This window comes from Shewanella halifaxensis HAW-EB4, assembly GCF_000019185.1.
Lineage (GTDB): Bacteria > Pseudomonadota > Gammaproteobacteria > Enterobacterales > Shewanellaceae > Shewanella > Shewanella halifaxensis.
This window is the reverse complement of the sequence record NC_010334.1, coordinates 116,400-132,371: the sequence shown is the minus strand read 5'-3', so window position 1 is coordinate 132,371 and position 15,972 is coordinate 116,400. Positions and strand designations below refer to the sequence as shown.

11 protein-coding genes are annotated in these 15,972 nt (G+C 45.8%); all 11 read right to left on the bottom strand.

Going from position 1 to position 15,972, the window contains the following annotated elements:
- Positions 1–234: 234 nt before the first annotated feature.
- The 11 genes from SHAL_RS00585 to SHAL_RS00535 all read right to left on the bottom strand — a co-directional run bounded on the left by SHAL_RS00585 (position 235) and on the right by SHAL_RS00535 (position 15,963).
- On the bottom strand, positions 235–1,218 hold the full coding sequence (locus SHAL_RS00585) for a formate dehydrogenase subunit gamma (protein WP_012275248.1): 984 nt from the start codon (positions 1,216–1,218) through the stop codon (positions 235–237).
- A gap of 75 nt (positions 1,219–1,293) precedes the next feature.
- Positions 1,294–1,863 carry a formate dehydrogenase FDH3 subunit beta gene (fdh3B, locus tag SHAL_RS00580; protein WP_012275247.1) on the bottom strand — a complete coding sequence of 190 codons (570 nt, stop codon included), beginning with the start codon at positions 1,861–1,863 and terminating at the stop codon, positions 1,294–1,296.
- 29 nt (positions 1,864–1,892) lie between these two features.
- Positions 1,893–4,766: a formate dehydrogenase subunit alpha gene (locus tag SHAL_RS00575; protein ID WP_012275246.1), complete on the bottom strand. Its 2,874-nt coding sequence runs from the start codon at positions 4,764–4,766 to the stop codon at positions 1,893–1,895.
- An 18-nt stretch (positions 4,767–4,784) separates the two neighbouring features.
- On the bottom strand, positions 4,785–4,982 hold the full coding sequence (locus SHAL_RS00570; protein ID WP_012275245.1) for a twin-arginine translocation signal domain-containing protein: 198 nt from the start codon (positions 4,980–4,982) through the stop codon (positions 4,785–4,787).
- Positions 4,983–6,006: 1,024 nt separating this feature from the next.
- Positions 6,007–6,987, bottom strand: a complete 981-nt coding sequence (locus SHAL_RS00565; protein ID WP_012275244.1) for a formate dehydrogenase subunit gamma — start codon at positions 6,985–6,987, stop codon at positions 6,007–6,009.
- Positions 6,988–7,062: 75 nt separating this feature from the next.
- Positions 7,063–7,632: a formate dehydrogenase FDH3 subunit beta gene (fdh3B, locus tag SHAL_RS00560; RefSeq protein WP_012275243.1), complete on the bottom strand. Its 570-nt coding sequence runs from the start codon at positions 7,630–7,632 to the stop codon at positions 7,063–7,065.
- Positions 7,633–7,661: 29 nt separating this feature from the next.
- Complete coding sequence (locus SHAL_RS00555) at positions 7,662–10,517, bottom strand: molybdopterin-dependent oxidoreductase (protein WP_012275242.1); 2,856 nt, start codon at positions 10,515–10,517, stop codon at positions 7,662–7,664.
- Positions 10,518–10,535: 18 nt separating this feature from the next.
- Entirely contained in the window at positions 10,536–10,733 is a 198-nt protein-coding gene (locus SHAL_RS00550; RefSeq protein WP_012275241.1) for a twin-arginine translocation signal domain-containing protein, read from the bottom strand.
- A gap of 705 nt (positions 10,734–11,438) precedes the next feature.
- On the bottom strand, positions 11,439–12,446 hold the full coding sequence (locus SHAL_RS00545; protein WP_012275240.1) for a formate dehydrogenase subunit gamma: 1,008 nt from the start codon (positions 12,444–12,446) through the stop codon (positions 11,439–11,441).
- 53 nt (positions 12,447–12,499) lie between these two features.
- Complete coding sequence (fdh3B, locus tag SHAL_RS00540; RefSeq protein ID WP_012275239.1) at positions 12,500–13,087, bottom strand: formate dehydrogenase FDH3 subunit beta; 588 nt, start codon at positions 13,085–13,087, stop codon at positions 12,500–12,502.
- 26 nt (positions 13,088–13,113) lie between these two features.
- On the bottom strand, positions 13,114–15,963 hold the full coding sequence (locus tag SHAL_RS00535; RefSeq protein ID WP_012275238.1) for a formate dehydrogenase subunit alpha: 2,850 nt from the start codon (positions 15,961–15,963) through the stop codon (positions 13,114–13,116).
- Positions 15,964–15,972 lie beyond the last annotated feature (9 nt).

Sequence of the window (15,972 nt, the reverse complement as noted above, 5' to 3'; positions counted from 1 at the left end):
ATTACAAAAGAACCGAAAAATTGGAATGCACTAGCGGGAGGCAAAATTAGCACTTTAAATAAGCACAAAACGTGATTTGGTTATAACTTAGCGTTTCCTATCAATGAAATGTAGGGATTTTTGTTAAGCGGGTCATACTTTAGCGATTGCGCATAAAACATACAACCCCATCCACATATAAAAACACCCCAACTACTAATAGCTGAGGTGTTTAGGCATTAAGTGTAAAGAGGATTACTCTTTGTACTTAAGAGTACCGTTTTCTTTGATCTCATCGAACCAAAGATTGTGGTGCTGGCTGGCCCATGTTTCATCACAGTAACCTGAAACCATACACTCCATACCACCTTCAGACATAACCGTTGCCATAAAGATATGCACGATTGAGAAAGCAGTAATGATGATTGCAGCGACAGAGTGAAGAATTAGTGCCACTAAGCTTAGCGTACGGCTAGGCTCGAACAGGTTCGGGAATAGCAACAGCATACCCGATGCTGAAACCACTAGACCGAACACAGCGAATGCCCAGAACCATAACTTCTCACCCGCGTTAGCAAAACCTGCATCAGGATGCTTGCCTTTAAATGGACCGAAGTTGATGTAACCACCAACAACCATCATCCACTTAAGGTCATACATCTTAGGCATTTGGTTCTTAGCCCACAGCACTGTCATAAGCGCCCAACCGATCATGAACGGGATCGCCATGATGTCGTGGATCTGCTTAGCAGCGTTAACTAGAGCGCCCCAGAAGCCTTCACCGATGTACGGCTGGAAGAAGAAGCGTCCAGCAAGTAGCGTTAAGCCTGTCAGGATCAATAGCAGGCAAGGGATCGCACCTAACCAGTGAATAGATACGTCAAACTTAGACCAACGGTATACCAGCTTACCAGAGTAACCGCCATGAAGCTTAGAGATGCCGTTCACTTTGATAAACAGTACAAAGATGATGATCATGCCGAAAAGGGCTGCCATCATTGCTGGAGCAAGAATATCACTACGCAAGTCAAGTACACGTAGGTCATACATGTTAATTGCTTGACCGTGGAATTCACTTGTTGAAGTCGTACGACCCTCTTCGCCAGCTTTAAGCTGGGCCCAGACTTGGCCGTTGTTCACTTCAATGGTGTCGCCTACTTTGTCACTTGCGTTAGCAAATATAGACACACTGAAGAACAGTGCAATTGCCACGCCTATGTGTTTGAACCATTTGTTCATATCAACTCCTGATTGCTGCAAGCCACCTAAAATAGACAGCTTGCAGCGATTATGGACTAACTTAATATTTAAGGTTTAGCCCCAAACATTTTTGTTAGAACCACGGTATGCAACACGCTCACGGAAGATGGCAGAAACAACTTCTGCGTCACCCGCTAGTAGTGATTTAGTTGCACACAACTCAGCACACATAGGTAGCTTACCTTCAGCAATACGGTTTGCACCGTACTTCTGACGCTCTGCATCAGAGAAGTTCTCTTCTGGGCCGCCGGCACAGAAAGTACACTTGTCCATAACGCCACGAGCACCAAACGCACCCTGTTTAGGGAACTGAGGCGCGCCGAATGGGCAAGCGTATAGGCAGTAACCACAACCGATACAAGTATCTTTGTCGTGCAATACGATGCCATCTTCTGTCTTGTAGAAACAGTTTGCTGGGCAAACAGCCATACAAGGTGCATCGCTACAGTGCATACATGCTACTGAGATAGACGCTTCGCCTTTCTCACCATCATTGATAGTCACTACGCGACGACGTTGAATTCCCCACTCTAGAGCAGAGTCGTTTTCGTTCTTACATGCTGTGACACAACCGTTACACTCGATGCAGCGCTTGGTATCACATAAAAATTTCATTGTAGCCATTCTGGCAATTCTCCTAGCGAATACTGCAATTATGCTTTAGCAATCTGACAAAGTGATGCTTTAGTTTCCTGCATCTGAGTCACAGGGTCATAACCATAAGTCATTACCGTGTTTGCAGACTCACCAACAATGTAAGGTTTAGTGCTAATTCCACCAGATTCTGGGTATTGCAGCTCTTCACCATGCATAACACCAGCAAAGTGATAAGGCATCCAAGTCACACCAGGCTTAACGCGTGGAGTTACCATCGCCTTGATCTTAATGCGTCCGCCTTCAGCACCTTCAACCCAAACATCATCACCGTCACGAAGACCGCGATCAACAGCATCTGCAGGGTTGATTTCGATGAACATTTCTTGCTGAAGTTCAGCAAGCCATGGGCAAGAACGAGACTCTTCACCACCACCTTCGTACTCAACCAAACGGCCAGAAGTTACGATTAGTGGATACTTCTTATCTAGATCGTCAGAAATCACTTTGTCTTGTAACGTTTTGAATAACGTTGGTAGACGGTGTACTTGCATGTCGTTATGAGTAGGATACTTCTCAATTAGATCACGACGTGAAGTGTAGATTGGCTCACGGTGTACAGGCACTTCGTCTGGGAAAGTCCAAACGCGACAACGTGCTTTAGCGTTACCGTATGGCACCATGTTGTGTGCTAGTGCAACACGTACGATACCGCCACCTAAGTCAGTAGACCAAGTACGGTTTTCAGCTAGTGCTTTCTCTTCAGCCGTTAGCTCATCCCACCAGCCAAGTTGCTTCAGCATCTTGTCATCAAATTGTGGGTAACCGTCTTGGATGTCAGCATCAACAGAAGCTGAATCTTCAGCTAGGATGCTAACGCCTTCATGCTCAACACCGAAACGAGCACGGAAGTTACCACCACCTTGGTTAACGTTCATACCTGTGCGGTATAGAATTTGTGAACCTGGGTGCTTCTGCTCTGGAGTACCCCAACATGGCCAAGGTAGACCGTAAGTCTCGCCCTTGTTCACGCCACCTGGTGCTTCTAGTGTTTCAGAAGAGAAATCCCCCCAGTTCATAGTGTGTGCACGGATACGCTCAGGGCTCCAACCGGTGTAACCGATTGAACGCATACCTTTAGCGTATTCACGCATGATGTCATCAGGATCAGGCATGTTGCCGTTAACCTTGATGTGCTTAGTCCATGTGTCAGCAATGCCTACATGCTTCGCGATGCGGTACATGATCTCTAGGTCATTCTTAGAGTCGAACATTGGCTCAACAACCTGTTGACGCCACTGTGCACTACGGCCAGAGTTGTTTACTGAACCTTCACACTCAAACTGAGTTGCTGCAGGTAGCAAGTAAACGCCATCTTTACGGCGGTGCATAACACCAGCCATTGTTGGGTAAGGGTCAACAACAACAACTGTTTCTAGCTTGTCCAATGCATCACGCACTTCCATCTGACGAGTTTCAGTGTTGATTGACTGACCCCAGAAGAATGCTAGACGTAGGTTATCTTTTTGAGCCAGCTTGTCTTTCGCTTCTAACACACCATCTTGCCAGCGAGAACATGGCATACCTGGTGTAATCATTGGGCTACGACCTAAGTAAGACTTTTGGTCGAAACGTGCTTTAACTGAATCGAATGGTAGATCCCATACGCGAGACCAGTGCTGCCATGCGCCTTCACCAACACCGTAGTAGCCTGGTAAGTTGTCGAATAGCAGACCCATGTCCGTTGCGCCCTGAACGTTGTCGTGGCCACGGAAAATGTTAGTACCACCACCAGACACACCCATGTTACCTAGCACTAGCTGCAGGATAGAGTACATACGCGTGTTAGCGTTACCAACGTGATGCTGAGTACCACCCATACACCAAATAACAGTACCAGGACGGTTAGTCGCCATCTGCTTCGCTGCAGCATAAACTGCATCGCGAGATACGCCTGTTACGTGTTCAACTTCTTCAGGAGTCCAACGCGCAGCTTCTTCACGGATCTTGTCCATGCCATAAGCACGTGTACGGATGAACTCTTTATCTTCCCAACCATTTTCAAAAATGTGCCACATCAAACCGTAAACCAAAGGAATATCGGTACCTGGACGTAATGGTAGGTGGATATCGGCGTGAGCCATAGTGCGAGAGAAACGTGGATCGGCAACAGTAATCGTCGCGCCGCGCTCTTTAGCGATCAAAATGTGTTGCATCGCTACTGGATGCGCCTCTGCTGGGTTTGCCCCAATCAGGAAGATATTTTTTGCGTTACGAATATCGTTGAAAGAGTTGGTTTGTGCACCGTAACCCCAAGTGTTCGCAACACCAGCAACTGTCGTTGAGTGACAAATACGTGCTGAATGGTCAACGTTGTTTGTGCCCCACATTGCCGCTAACTTACGGTACATGTATGCACCTTCGTTAGAGAATTTTGCGCTACCCATGAAGTAAACTGAGTCAGGACCTGATGTTTGATTAATCTCAAGCATCTTATCGCCGATTTCAGATACAGCTTGTTCCCATGAAAGCTTCTTCCACTTACCGCCTTCAAGCTTCATTGGGTACTTAACACGCTTATATGAATGCGTGTGGTAACGTAAGCTAGCGCCTTTAGCACAGTGGCCGCCTGAGTTGAATGGGTGGTCAAAAGCAGGCTCTTGGCCTGTCCACACACCATTTTGAACTTCAGCATATAAACCACAACCTACCGCACAAGCACTACATACGGTACGCTTGATTTCAGTTGGTGCATTGTGCGCAACAGTTTGAACCTTGGCTTCTGCTTTACGCATCATGCCTGTGCCCAATAAAGAAGCCGCTGCAATACCACCAGAAGTGATACCGGCTTGCTTCATAAACTGACGACGGCTGATACCTAGAGTCTTTTTCTCTACAGTAGGTGCCGCGTTAGATTTGCGAGTTAACTTCATCGCTTTACTTCTCCTAGACTAGCCGCGTAAGCTATTGTAATAACTGCGAATATGCGCAGTTTCATGATAGCCATTATCATTATTTGAGCTGACTTTACTTTCACTTGCTTGAGCAACACTAATGCCAGTTGCGGCGATAGCGACACTTGCAGTGCCACCAATAGTTAATGCTTTCAGCAAAGATCTGCGATTCAGATCAGGCTGTTGCTTCTTCATTTTCACTCCTAGTAGGAAGGAATAGTTTTGTTTATAAACACTTAAGATAGATCCAATAACGCTACGACTTGCAACGCAGGTTAATCGTTAGTTAATCAAACGCTTAACATTGTAAAAAGTGTATATTTATTAGAACCACCCCCAATATAGCCGGCGTAATATAAAGAATTTAAATAATCGAAAAGTTGATCCAAATCTGATTAAACCTCTGATTTTGACGCAATCGAAGCAAAAGTGTTAACTAGCGCATGTTTCAAAACCACAACTCAAGCCCAACAACAAAAAAAACCTAACAAAACGAACAGGAGGAACATTAAAAATCACTACTCATCATAAACTTACAAATTAAACTACCAATAACACCACCCATTAACACGTGTTGCACCGCAAGCCCAGTTAATCACAATCTAACGTCTAATTTAGTGTTTTTTAGCATTAGTTTGTTGCTTATCTGTAATAACCAAAGAAGCATCACAGCTAATAAAATCAAGCTATAATTTCCAACTCTGCCAACACTACACAGAGTAAGCAGTTGCAGTGCTTTCAAGGTTTATAGCGTTTGCGAGTGTTACCGTTGTTACTATTCTTGTAGGTGCCACGGTTTTATCTATCAGCTCTTTATGTGCCAGCCTTTTATCTGCAGCTTAGGGCGTAACAGCCTGTGCTTTGTTGTACGCGTTTTATAGCGATAAACGATACTTGCTCAGCACAGTCATTCGTCTGTTACAGAAAAGCCTGCGAGCATCGATAGAGGCCATCTGCAGTGCATGCCTTGAACGAACATCCAGCACTCTGCTTGATTAAGTAGAAGTCTATTGATGGGGGAAGATATTGATAGCGAGTTAGGTACTATAAAAGGGAGTTTAAGCAATTGTGCATTATCACAGTTAATGTGGCTTTCAAGATAGGGACTAAGCAAAGTCCAACAAGCTTATACAAACAAGGCGCCACGAATTAGGCGGCTATTAAATAAAAAAATGCCCCGACTGAGTCGGGGCATTTAAAGATAATAATCAAACGAGTACTAGTCTTTATACTTAAGGGTACCGTTTTCTTTGATCTCATCGAACCAAAGGTTATGGTGCTGGCTGGCCCATGTTTCATCACAGTAACCAGAAACCATACATTCCATACCGCCTTCAGACATAACCGTTGCCATGAAGATATGCACGATTGAGAAAGCAGTAATGATGATAGCACCGACAGAGTGAAGAATTAGCGCCACTAAGCTCAGTGTGCGGCTAGGCTCGAACAAGTTCGGGAATAGCAACAACATACCTGATGCTGAAACCACTAAACCGAACACAGCGAATGCCCAGAACCATAATTTCTCACCGGCGTTAGCAAAACCCGCGTCTGGGTGCTTACCTTTGAATGGACCAAAGTTGATGTAACCACCAACAACCATCATCCACTTAAGGTCATACATCTTAGGCATCTGGTTCTTAGCCCAAAGCACTGTCATCAGCGCCCAACCAATCATGAACGGGATCGCCATGATGTCGTGGATCTGCTTAGCAGCGTTAACGAGACCGGCCCATAAGCCTTCACCTATGTACGGCTGGAAGAAGAAACGCCCAGCCAGTAACGTTAAGCCTGTCAGGATCAATAACAGACAAGGGATCGCACCTAGCCAGTGAATTGATACATCAAACTTAGACCAACGGTAAACCAACTTGCCAGAGAAACCACCGTGCAGCTTAGAAATACCGTTCACTTTGATAAACAGTACAAAGATGATGATCATGCCGAAAAGGGCTGCCATCATAGCTGGAGCAAGAATATCACTGCGCAACTCAAGTACACGTAGATCATAGGTGTTGATTGCTTGACCGTGGAACTCACTTGTTGAAGTTGTATAGCCTTCCTCGCCCGCTTTTAGCTGAGCCCAGATTTGACCATTTACTTCATTAGTGTCACCCACTTTAGGGGCGTCGTGGGCAAATACAGACACACTAAATAATAGTGCAATTGCCACGCCTATGTGTTTGAACCATTTGTTCATGTCACCTCCTGATTGCTGCAAGCTAGCTCAGTAAGACAGCTTGCAGCGATTATGGACTAACTCAATATCTAAGGCTTAGCCCCAAACATTCTTGTTAGAACCACGGTATGCAACACGCTCACGGAAGATATTAGAGATAACCTCTGCATCACCCGCTAGTAGCGACTTAGTTGCACACAACTCAGCACACATAGGCAGCTTGCCTTCGGCAATACGGTTTGCACCGTACTTCTGACGCTCTGCATCAGAGAAGTTCTCTTCTGGGCCGCCGGCACAGAAAGTACACTTATCCATCTTACCGCGAGCACCGAACGCACCTGATTTAGGGAACTGTGGCGCGCCAAATGGACAAGCGTATAGGCAGTAACCACAACCGATACAGGTATCTTTATCGTGCAGTACGATGCCATCTTCTGTCTTGTAGAAACAGTTTGCTGGGCAAACAGCCATACAAGGTGCATCGCTACAGTGCATACATGCTACTGAGATAGACGCTTCGCCTTTAACACCATCATTGATAGTCACTACGCGACGACGTTGAATTCCCCACTCTAGAGCGGAGTCGTTTTCGTTCTTACATGCTGTGACACAACCGTTACACTCGATGCAGCGCTTGGTGTCACATAAAAATTTCATTGTAGCCATTCTGGCAATTCTCCTAGCTAATTCTGCACTTAGGCTTTAGTGATCTGACATAGCGATGCTTTGGTTTCTTGCATCTGAGTCACAGGGTCATAACCATAAGTCAATGCAGTGTTAGCTGATTCACCGATAACGTAAGGAACCGTACCTTCTGGGTAGTTAGCCGCTAAGCTTTCGCCGTGCATTTCACCCGCAAAGTGGTAAGGCATCCAAGTGACACCCGGCTTAACGCGTGGAGTGACCATCGCCTTGATCTTAATACGACCGCCTTCAGCACCCTCTAGCCATACCGTGTCGCCGTCACGAATACTACGATCAGCCGCATCAGCTGGGTTGATTTCAACAAACATCTCTTGTTGAAGTTCAGCCAACCATGGGTTTGAACGAGATTCTTCACCACCACCCTCGTACTCAACTAGACGACCAGAAGTCAGACCGAGTGGATACTTAGCCGCCGTGTCTTTCTCTTGGATTGATTTATACAGCGTCGGTAGACGATGAACTTGCATATCGTCATATGTTGGGTACTTAGACACAAGATCACGACGAGGCGTATATAACGGCTCACGGTGAACAGGGACTTGGTCAGGGAAAGTCCAAACAATACAACGTGCCTTAGCGTTACCGAATGGGATACAACCGTGCTTCATAGCTACACGTTGGATACCGCCAGAGATATCGGTCTTCCAGTTCTTACCTTCAGCTACTGCTTTTTCAGCAGCAGTTAGGTCGTCCCACCAGCCTAGTTGCTTAAGCATGTCAGCAGTAAACTCTGGGTAACCATCTTGGATTTCAGAGCCTTTAGAGTAGCTGCCTTCGGCAAGTAGGTTTTGACCTTTATACTCAACACCGTAACGAGCACGGAAGTTACCGCCACCCTCAAGTACGTGTTTGTTTGTGTTATAAAGGATCTGAGTACCAGGATGCTTCTGCTCTGGAGTCCCCCAACATGGCCAAGGTAGACCGTAGGTTTCACCTTTAGCAGGACCGCCAACAGCTTCAAGAGTCTTGTTGCTGAATGTGCCCCAGTTTTGAGTATGCAGCTTCAAACGCTCTGGGCTTTGACCTGACATACCAATAGTCCACATACCGCGGTTAATTTCACGAGTCACGTCTTCGATAACGAGAACGTCGTTCGCATCTTTAGCGATACGCTTAGTATACTCATCAGCAAAACCAAGCTTTTGAGATAGACGGTACATGATCTCAAGGTCAGTCTTAGATTCGAATAGAGGCTGGATAACCTGCTCGCGCCACTGCTGGCTACGACCCGAGTTAGACACAGAACCTTCAGTTTCGAACTGAGTTGCAGCGGGTAGAAGGTAAACACCATTCTTACGACGGTGCATAACACCCGCCATTGTTGGGAATGGATCCACAACAACTACAGTGTCCATCTGATCGAGTGCATCACGCACGTCGCGCTGACGAGTTTCGGTGTTAACTGATTGACCCCAGAAGAATGCCATGCGAACACGGTCTTTCTGAGCGAGCTTCTCTGGTGTTTCTAGAACACCATCGTGCCAACGTGAACAAGGAATACCAGGCGTGTTCATTGGAATACGGCCTAAGTATGAGTTTTGGTCGAAACGAGCCTTAACCCAATCGTAGTCCAAGTCCCAAACATTACACCAGTGCTTCCAAGAGCCAGTCTTAAGGCCGTAGTAACCCGGTAGCGTATCGAACAGTAGACCTAAGTCAGTCGCACCCTGTACGTTATCATGACCACGGAAGATGTTAGTACCGCCACCAGACACACCCATGTTACCTAGAGCGAGCTGAAGGATACAGTAAGCACGAGTGTTGGCGTTACCCACGTGATGCTGAGTACCACCCATACACCAAACAACCGTACCTGGACGGTTTTCCGCCATTAGCTTAGCCGCTTGATAAACTTCTTCTTCGCTACAACCTGTGATGTTAGCGACTTCTTTTGGTGGGAACTTCTTCACTTCCTCACGGATAGTGTCCATTTCGAATACACGCTGCTGGATAAATGTCTTATCTTCCCAACCATTTTCGAAGATGTGCCATAACATACCGTAGATGAATGGAATATCAGTACCTGGACGTAGACCACAGTGAAGGTCTGCGTGAGCAGCTGTACGAGAGAAACGTGGATCAACTACGATAATCTTAGCGTTGTTCTTCTCTTTAGCGATTAAGATATGCTGCATGGCAACAGGATGCGCTTCAGCAGGGTTTGACCCGATGAAGAAGATTGCGTTTGCATTCTGGATATCGTTGAAAGAGTTAGTTTGCGCACCGTAACCCCAAGTGTTTGCAACACCGGCTACAGTGGTAGAGTGACAAATACGTGCAGAGTGGTCGACGTTGTTCGTGCCCCACATTGCCGCAAATTTACGGTACATGTAGCAGCCTTCGTTCGAGAACTTAGCACTACCCATGAAGTAAACTGAGTCTGGACCCGATTCTTTACGAATGGTCTGCATTTGGTCGCCAACTTCGTTGAAAGCCTGCTCCCAAGATAGTTTCTTCCACTTGCCATCAACAAGCTTCATTGGGTACTTCAGACGCTTCTCACCGTGACCATGTTCACGTAGTGCAGCACCTTTAGCACAGTGACCGCCCGCGTTAAATGGGTGATCGAAAGCTGGCTCTTGACCTGTCCACACGCCATTTTGTACTTCAGCGTATAGACCACAACCTACCGCACACGCACTACATACAGTACGTTTGATTTCAGTTGGTACATCATGTGGGATATCTTTGGCTTCTGCTTTGCGCATCATGCCTGTACCCAACAAAGAAGCTGCTACGATACCACCAGAAGTGATACCTGCTTGCTTCATAAATTGACGACGGCTGATACCTAGAGTTTTTTTCTCTACGGTTGGTGCCGCATTGGATTTGCGAGTTAACTTCATCGCTTAAATTCTCCTAAACTAGCCGCGTAGACTATTGTAATAACTGCGGATATGGGCAGTTTCATGATAGCCATTGTCATTGGTGGTGCTGACTTTACTTTCACTTGCTTGAGCAACACTTACGCCAGTGGCGGCAATAGCGACACTTGCAGTGCCACCAATTGTCAGTGCTTTCAGCAAAGATCTGCGGTTCAGATCAGGCTGTTGCTTGTTCATTTTTACTCCTGGTAGAAAGGAATACTCTGGTTATAAAAACTTAAGATAAATCTAATAATGCTAGTGCTCACAATGCGAAACACGCAGTTGTTAAACCAGCGACCAACAATGTTAAAATTGTTTACTTATTAGAGGTATCCAAAAAAATTGCAGGGCTAATATAAAGAATTTTAGCTTAGAAAATATTGATCTAAATTAGGTTAAATTTCGACTTTGAGTCACTACCGGGTAGAAATGTTAAGTGGCGCATGTTTATAGACACGAAAACGGTATTAAAAAGCAAAACACCACCAATAAGCAGGCGATTTCATTTAATAAAAATTTAACAAATACAAAATATTAAAGGGAAAACTTATATAAATGCTAATTATTAACATCTAAAGCCATTTAAGTATGTTTTTTATACAGAATAACGCCTGGACTTATCACCACCCTCTATTAGCAACGAAACCTGTAACACAGATTTGCTACCAAAAAACAACAATATAAGAAGGACGTTATTCGAAGATCCACTTTCTAATAGAGGTCAGCCTAATGTAGCAAACTGATAATCAGTGGCTTAAGGGAAAAGCATTGTACATAACAGCTTAAGCGATCCCTTATGTAGAATGAGTAATTGAGGGAAAAGCAGCAATTGAAAACCTACAAAAATAAAAATGCCCCGACTGAGTCGAGGCATTTTTTATGCTGATAATGAAACTAGCGTTAGTCTTTGTAAGCGATACTATTGCTATCTTTCAATTCATCGTACCAAAGATTGTGATGCTGGACTGCCCAGTTCTCATCGCAATAACCCGATACCATACACTCCATACCACCTTCACTTAATACCGTTGCCATCCAAACATGGACGATAGTAAATGCGATAATAATAATCGCGCTTATAGCATGGATTAACAGTGCAGCCATCGAAGCTTCACGTGGTAGATCTAAACCTGGCAATACAAGCATTAACCCAGATGCGGCAATAAATAAACCGAAAATAGTTAATGTCCAGAACCACATTTTCTCACCGGCGTTAGCAAATCCACTATCAGGATGCTTGCCTTTGAATGGGCCGAAGTTGATGTAACCACCAACCACTAAGAACCATTTTAAGTCATACATCTTGAAGGTTTGCAGCGGCATCCACTTAACAACACACAGGATCCAAGACACGATAAATACCGGTCCAACCCAATCATGTATTGTCTTGCTACCATAAATCAGCCCAGCCCATAGACCTTCACCTATGTAGGGTTGCAATATGTACTTGCCTAGCATGATATTAAGACCGGTGAAGATCAGCGCCAAACAAGAGGTCGCCAACACCCAGTGGATCCATAGATCAGCTTTTGACCAACGCAAGACCATTTTTCCTGAAAAGCCCTTGCTCAATTTCGAAGGGCCATTCACTAAATAGAAAAATAGAAATGCAGCAAAAACAGCGACAACAGTAATCCCCATCACGGGAATTAAATACTCATTGCGGATATCCTTGCCTTCGTTACCCACGACATTGATTAGCACACCAGCCTCAACATTGTTTGCCGTGGTATAACCCGACTCGCCCGACTTAACGGCACGCCAAAGATCGACGTCATTGGTAGCAACTTGTTGCTGATTAGTTTGACCATCCGCAGCCATTACTGAAGCGCTAAGCCCCAACCCCATTGAAAGCACCAATGGAATTACTAGCAGTGCAAATAGGCTGCGCAGTGATTTCATAAACATATTCACTCCTTCATTGGACCGCAAGCCAAGGCCTGCAGTCCTATTCAGCCAGACTAGCCAGTTGTTGGTTTATAACCCCAAAGCGCTTCTGGTGCGCCGCGTGCGGCAGAACGTTCACGGAAAATATTAGAAATAACTAACGCATCTCCCGCTAATAGCGACTTAGTCGAACAAAATTCTGCACACAAAGGCAGCTTGCCTTCAGCAATACGGTTTGCACCGTATAACTTACGTTCCTCTTCCGAGAAATCAGGCGCAGGACCGCCAGCACAGAAAGTACATTTGTCCATCTTACCGCGACTACCAAATGCATTTTTCTGAGGGAACTGAGGTGCTCCAAAAGGACATGCATATAAACAGTAACCACAACCAATACAGGTCTCTTTGTTATGTAAGACGATGCCTTCATCAGTACGATAAAAACAATCTGCAGGACAAACTGCCATACAAGGTGCATCGGTACAGTGCATACATGCCACTGAAATGGATGCTTCACCCGGCTCACCGTCATTTAGCGTAACCACGCGACGACGTTGAATTCCCCAACCAATAGCTGAAGAATTGGCGTTTTTACATGCTGTGACGCAACCGTTACACTCGATGCAGCGTTTGGTATCACATAAAAATTTCATGTTTGCCATAATGGCTTATCTCCTCATCAAGTTAATTAGGCTTTGCTGACCTGACACAAGCTCGCTTTCGTCTCTTGCATCTGTGTCACAACATCATAACCATAAGTCATTACGGTATTAGCAGCTTCGCCAATAACATAAGGAACCGTGCCTTCGGGGTAGTTCTTTGCTAGGCTCTCGCCTTCAAATACACCCGCGAAGTGATATGGCATGAAACATTCGCCCGGTACAACTCGTGGAATGACCATGGCCTTAACGGTGATTTTTGCACCTTCAGGACTATGAACGAACACGTTATCACCATCACGAATACCGCGATCCGCCGCATCAGCAGGGTTGATCTCGATAAACATCTCTTGCTGTAGTTCAGCAAGCCATGGGTTTGAACGCGTTTCTTCACCACCACCTTCATACTCGACCAAACGGCCCGTCGTAATAATGAGTGGGAAATCTTTAGCGAAGTCCTTCTCCTGAATAGTCTTATACAGGGTAGGTAGACGAGCAACCATACGATCTTCGTAAGTTGGGTATTTAGCAACCAAATCACGACGAGGCGTATATAGTGGCTCACGGTGCAATGGAATATCATCAGGGAAGTTCCAGACGATACAACGTGCTTTCGCATTACCGTATGGTATACAGCCATGCTTAATCGCTACTCGCTGAATACCACCAGAAATATCTGTCTTCCAGTTCTTACCTTCAGCCGCAACTTTCTCTTCAGCAGTTAAGTCATCCCACCAACCAAGCTGCTTCAGCATCTTGTCAGTAAACTCAGGGTAACCATCTTTGATTTCACTGCCCTTAGAGTAAGAGCCTTCAGCTAAGATGTTAACGCCGTCATGTTCAACACCATAACGGGCGCGGAAGTTACCGCCACCATTCATCACTTCACGGCCGGTACGATACAGGATCTGGGTACCTGGGTGCTTAAACTCAGGCGTACCCCAACATGGCCAAGGTAGACCATAAGTCTCGCCTTTAGCTGGACCACCTGGCGCTTCAAGTGATTTGATATCGAAAGTGCCCCAGTTTTCTTGGTGCATCTTCAAACGCTCAGGGCTCTGACCGGTATAACCAATAGTCCACATGCCGCGGTTAAATTCGCGAGTCATATCTTCAATCAACGGCTCTTCGCCATTGATCTTAATATTCTTGAAGAACTCTTTATCGATGCCCCACTTCTTGGCTAGCTTGTACATGATCACATGATCAGGCTTAGACTCAAATAGCGGTTCGATAACCTTGGTACGCCACTGTAGTGAACGGTTAGATGCTGATACTGAACCATAGGTTTCAAACTGAGTACACGCAGGTAACAGGTAAACGCCATCGGTACGCTCGTGCATGACACCCGCCATTGTTGGGAATGGATCCACAACCACAACAGTTTTCATCTTGTTCAATGCTTCACGCACTTCACGACCACGAGTTTCGGTGTTAACTGACTGACCCCAGAAGAAAGCCATATGGATGTTATCTTTCTGAGCAATCTTAGACTTGTCTTCGAGTACACCATCGTGCCAACGAGAACACGGAATACCCGTTGAAGTCATTGGATCTTGGCCTAGACGCGGTTCTTGGTCGAAGCGGCCTTTAACCCACTCGTAATCCAAGTCCCAAACGTTACACCAGTGCTTCCAAGAACCCGTCTTAAGACCATAATAACCAGGCAGAGTATCGAACAATAGACCAAAGTCTGTTGCACCCTGTACGTTATCGTGACCACGGAAGATGTTAGTACCGCCACCAGATACACCCATGTTACCTAGGGCTAGCTGCAGGATACAGTATGCACGTGTGTTAGCATTACCTACGTGGTGTTGAGTACCACCCATACACCAAACGATAGTGCCTGGCTTAGTTTCAGCAAGTAACTTAGCAACGCGACGCATCTGCTCTTCGGTTGCGCCAACAATATTTGCAACTTCAGCAGGATGATACTTCTTCACTTCTTCGCGAATACGTTCCATACCGTATACACGTTGGTCGATAAAGGTTTGATCTTCCCAACCGTTTTCGAAGATGTGCCATAACAAACCATAAATGAAAGGAATATCCGTACCAGGACGAATATGCACGAACTCATCAGACTTAGCTGCAGTTCGGGTGAAACGAGGGTCGACAACAATAATTTTTGCGCCGCGCTCTTTACCGATCAAAATATGTTGCATCGCAACAGGGTGAGCTTCACAAGGGTTTGAGCCGATGAACATCATCGCCTTTGCATTGCGAATATCGTTGAAAGAGTTGGTTTGCGCACCATAGCCCCAAGTGTTTGCAACACCGGCTACAGTGGTAGAGTGACAAATACGTGCAGAGTGGTCGACATTGTTAGTGCCCCACATTGCCGCAAATTTGCGGTACATATAAGCTTGTTCGTTTGAGAACTTTGCACTACCCATGAAGAATACAGAGTCAGGACCCGATTCCTTACGAATATCTAGTGCTTGTTGGCCAACTTCTTCAATCGCTTGATCCCATGAAAGACGCTTCCACTTACCGCCTTCTAGCTTCATTGGATACTTAAGACGCTTTTCACCATGACCATGCTCACGCAGCGCTGCACCTTTTGCACAGTGTCCACCCGCATTAAATGGGTGATCGAATGCAGGTTCCTGAGTTGTCCATACGCCGTTTTGAACTCCGGCATAAACACCACAGCCTACAGAGCAGTGAGAACAGATAGTACGTTTAGTTTCGGTGGGGACGTCGTGGGGAATATCTTTAGCTTCTGCTTTGCGCATCATACCTGCGCCAAGCATTGATGCCGCTGCAATACCACCTGTCGCGAGGCTCGCGGACTTGAGGAATTGGCGACGGTTTAGACCTAACGCTGCCTTATCGCTTGTGACAGCTTGGTCTGTTTTGCGGTTTAATCGCATCACACTCTC

Excerpts from the sequence above, each read along its gene's own strand:
- SHAL_RS00585 (WP_012275248.1), bottom strand. The coding sequence starts at position 1,218 with ATGAACAAATGGTTCAAACACATAGGCGTGGCAATTGCACTGTTCTTC.
- fdh3B (WP_012275247.1), bottom strand. The coding sequence starts at position 1,863 with ATGGCTACAATGAAATTTTTATGTGATACCAAGCGCTGCATCGAGTGT.
- SHAL_RS00575 (WP_012275246.1), bottom strand. The coding sequence starts at position 4,766 with ATGAAGTTAACTCGCAAATCTAACGCGGCACCTACTGTAGAGAAAAAG.
- SHAL_RS00570 (WP_012275245.1), bottom strand. The coding sequence starts at position 4,982 with ATGAAGAAGCAACAGCCTGATCTGAATCGCAGATCTTTGCTGAAAGCA.
- SHAL_RS00565 (WP_012275244.1), bottom strand. The coding sequence starts at position 6,987 with ATGAACAAATGGTTCAAACACATAGGCGTGGCAATTGCACTATTATTT.
- fdh3B (WP_012275243.1), bottom strand. The coding sequence starts at position 7,632 with ATGGCTACAATGAAATTTTTATGTGACACCAAGCGCTGCATCGAGTGT.
- SHAL_RS00555 (WP_012275242.1), bottom strand. The coding sequence starts at position 10,517 with ATGAAGTTAACTCGCAAATCCAATGCGGCACCAACCGTAGAGAAAAAA.
- SHAL_RS00550 (WP_012275241.1), bottom strand. The coding sequence starts at position 10,733 with ATGAACAAGCAACAGCCTGATCTGAACCGCAGATCTTTGCTGAAAGCA.
- SHAL_RS00545 (WP_012275240.1), bottom strand. The coding sequence starts at position 12,446 with ATGTTTATGAAATCACTGCGCAGCCTATTTGCACTGCTAGTAATTCCA.
- fdh3B (WP_012275239.1), bottom strand. The coding sequence starts at position 13,087 with ATGGCAAACATGAAATTTTTATGTGATACCAAACGCTGCATCGAGTGT.
- SHAL_RS00535 (WP_012275238.1), bottom strand. The coding sequence starts at position 15,963 with ATGCGATTAAACCGCAAAACAGACCAAGCTGTCACAAGCGATAAGGCA.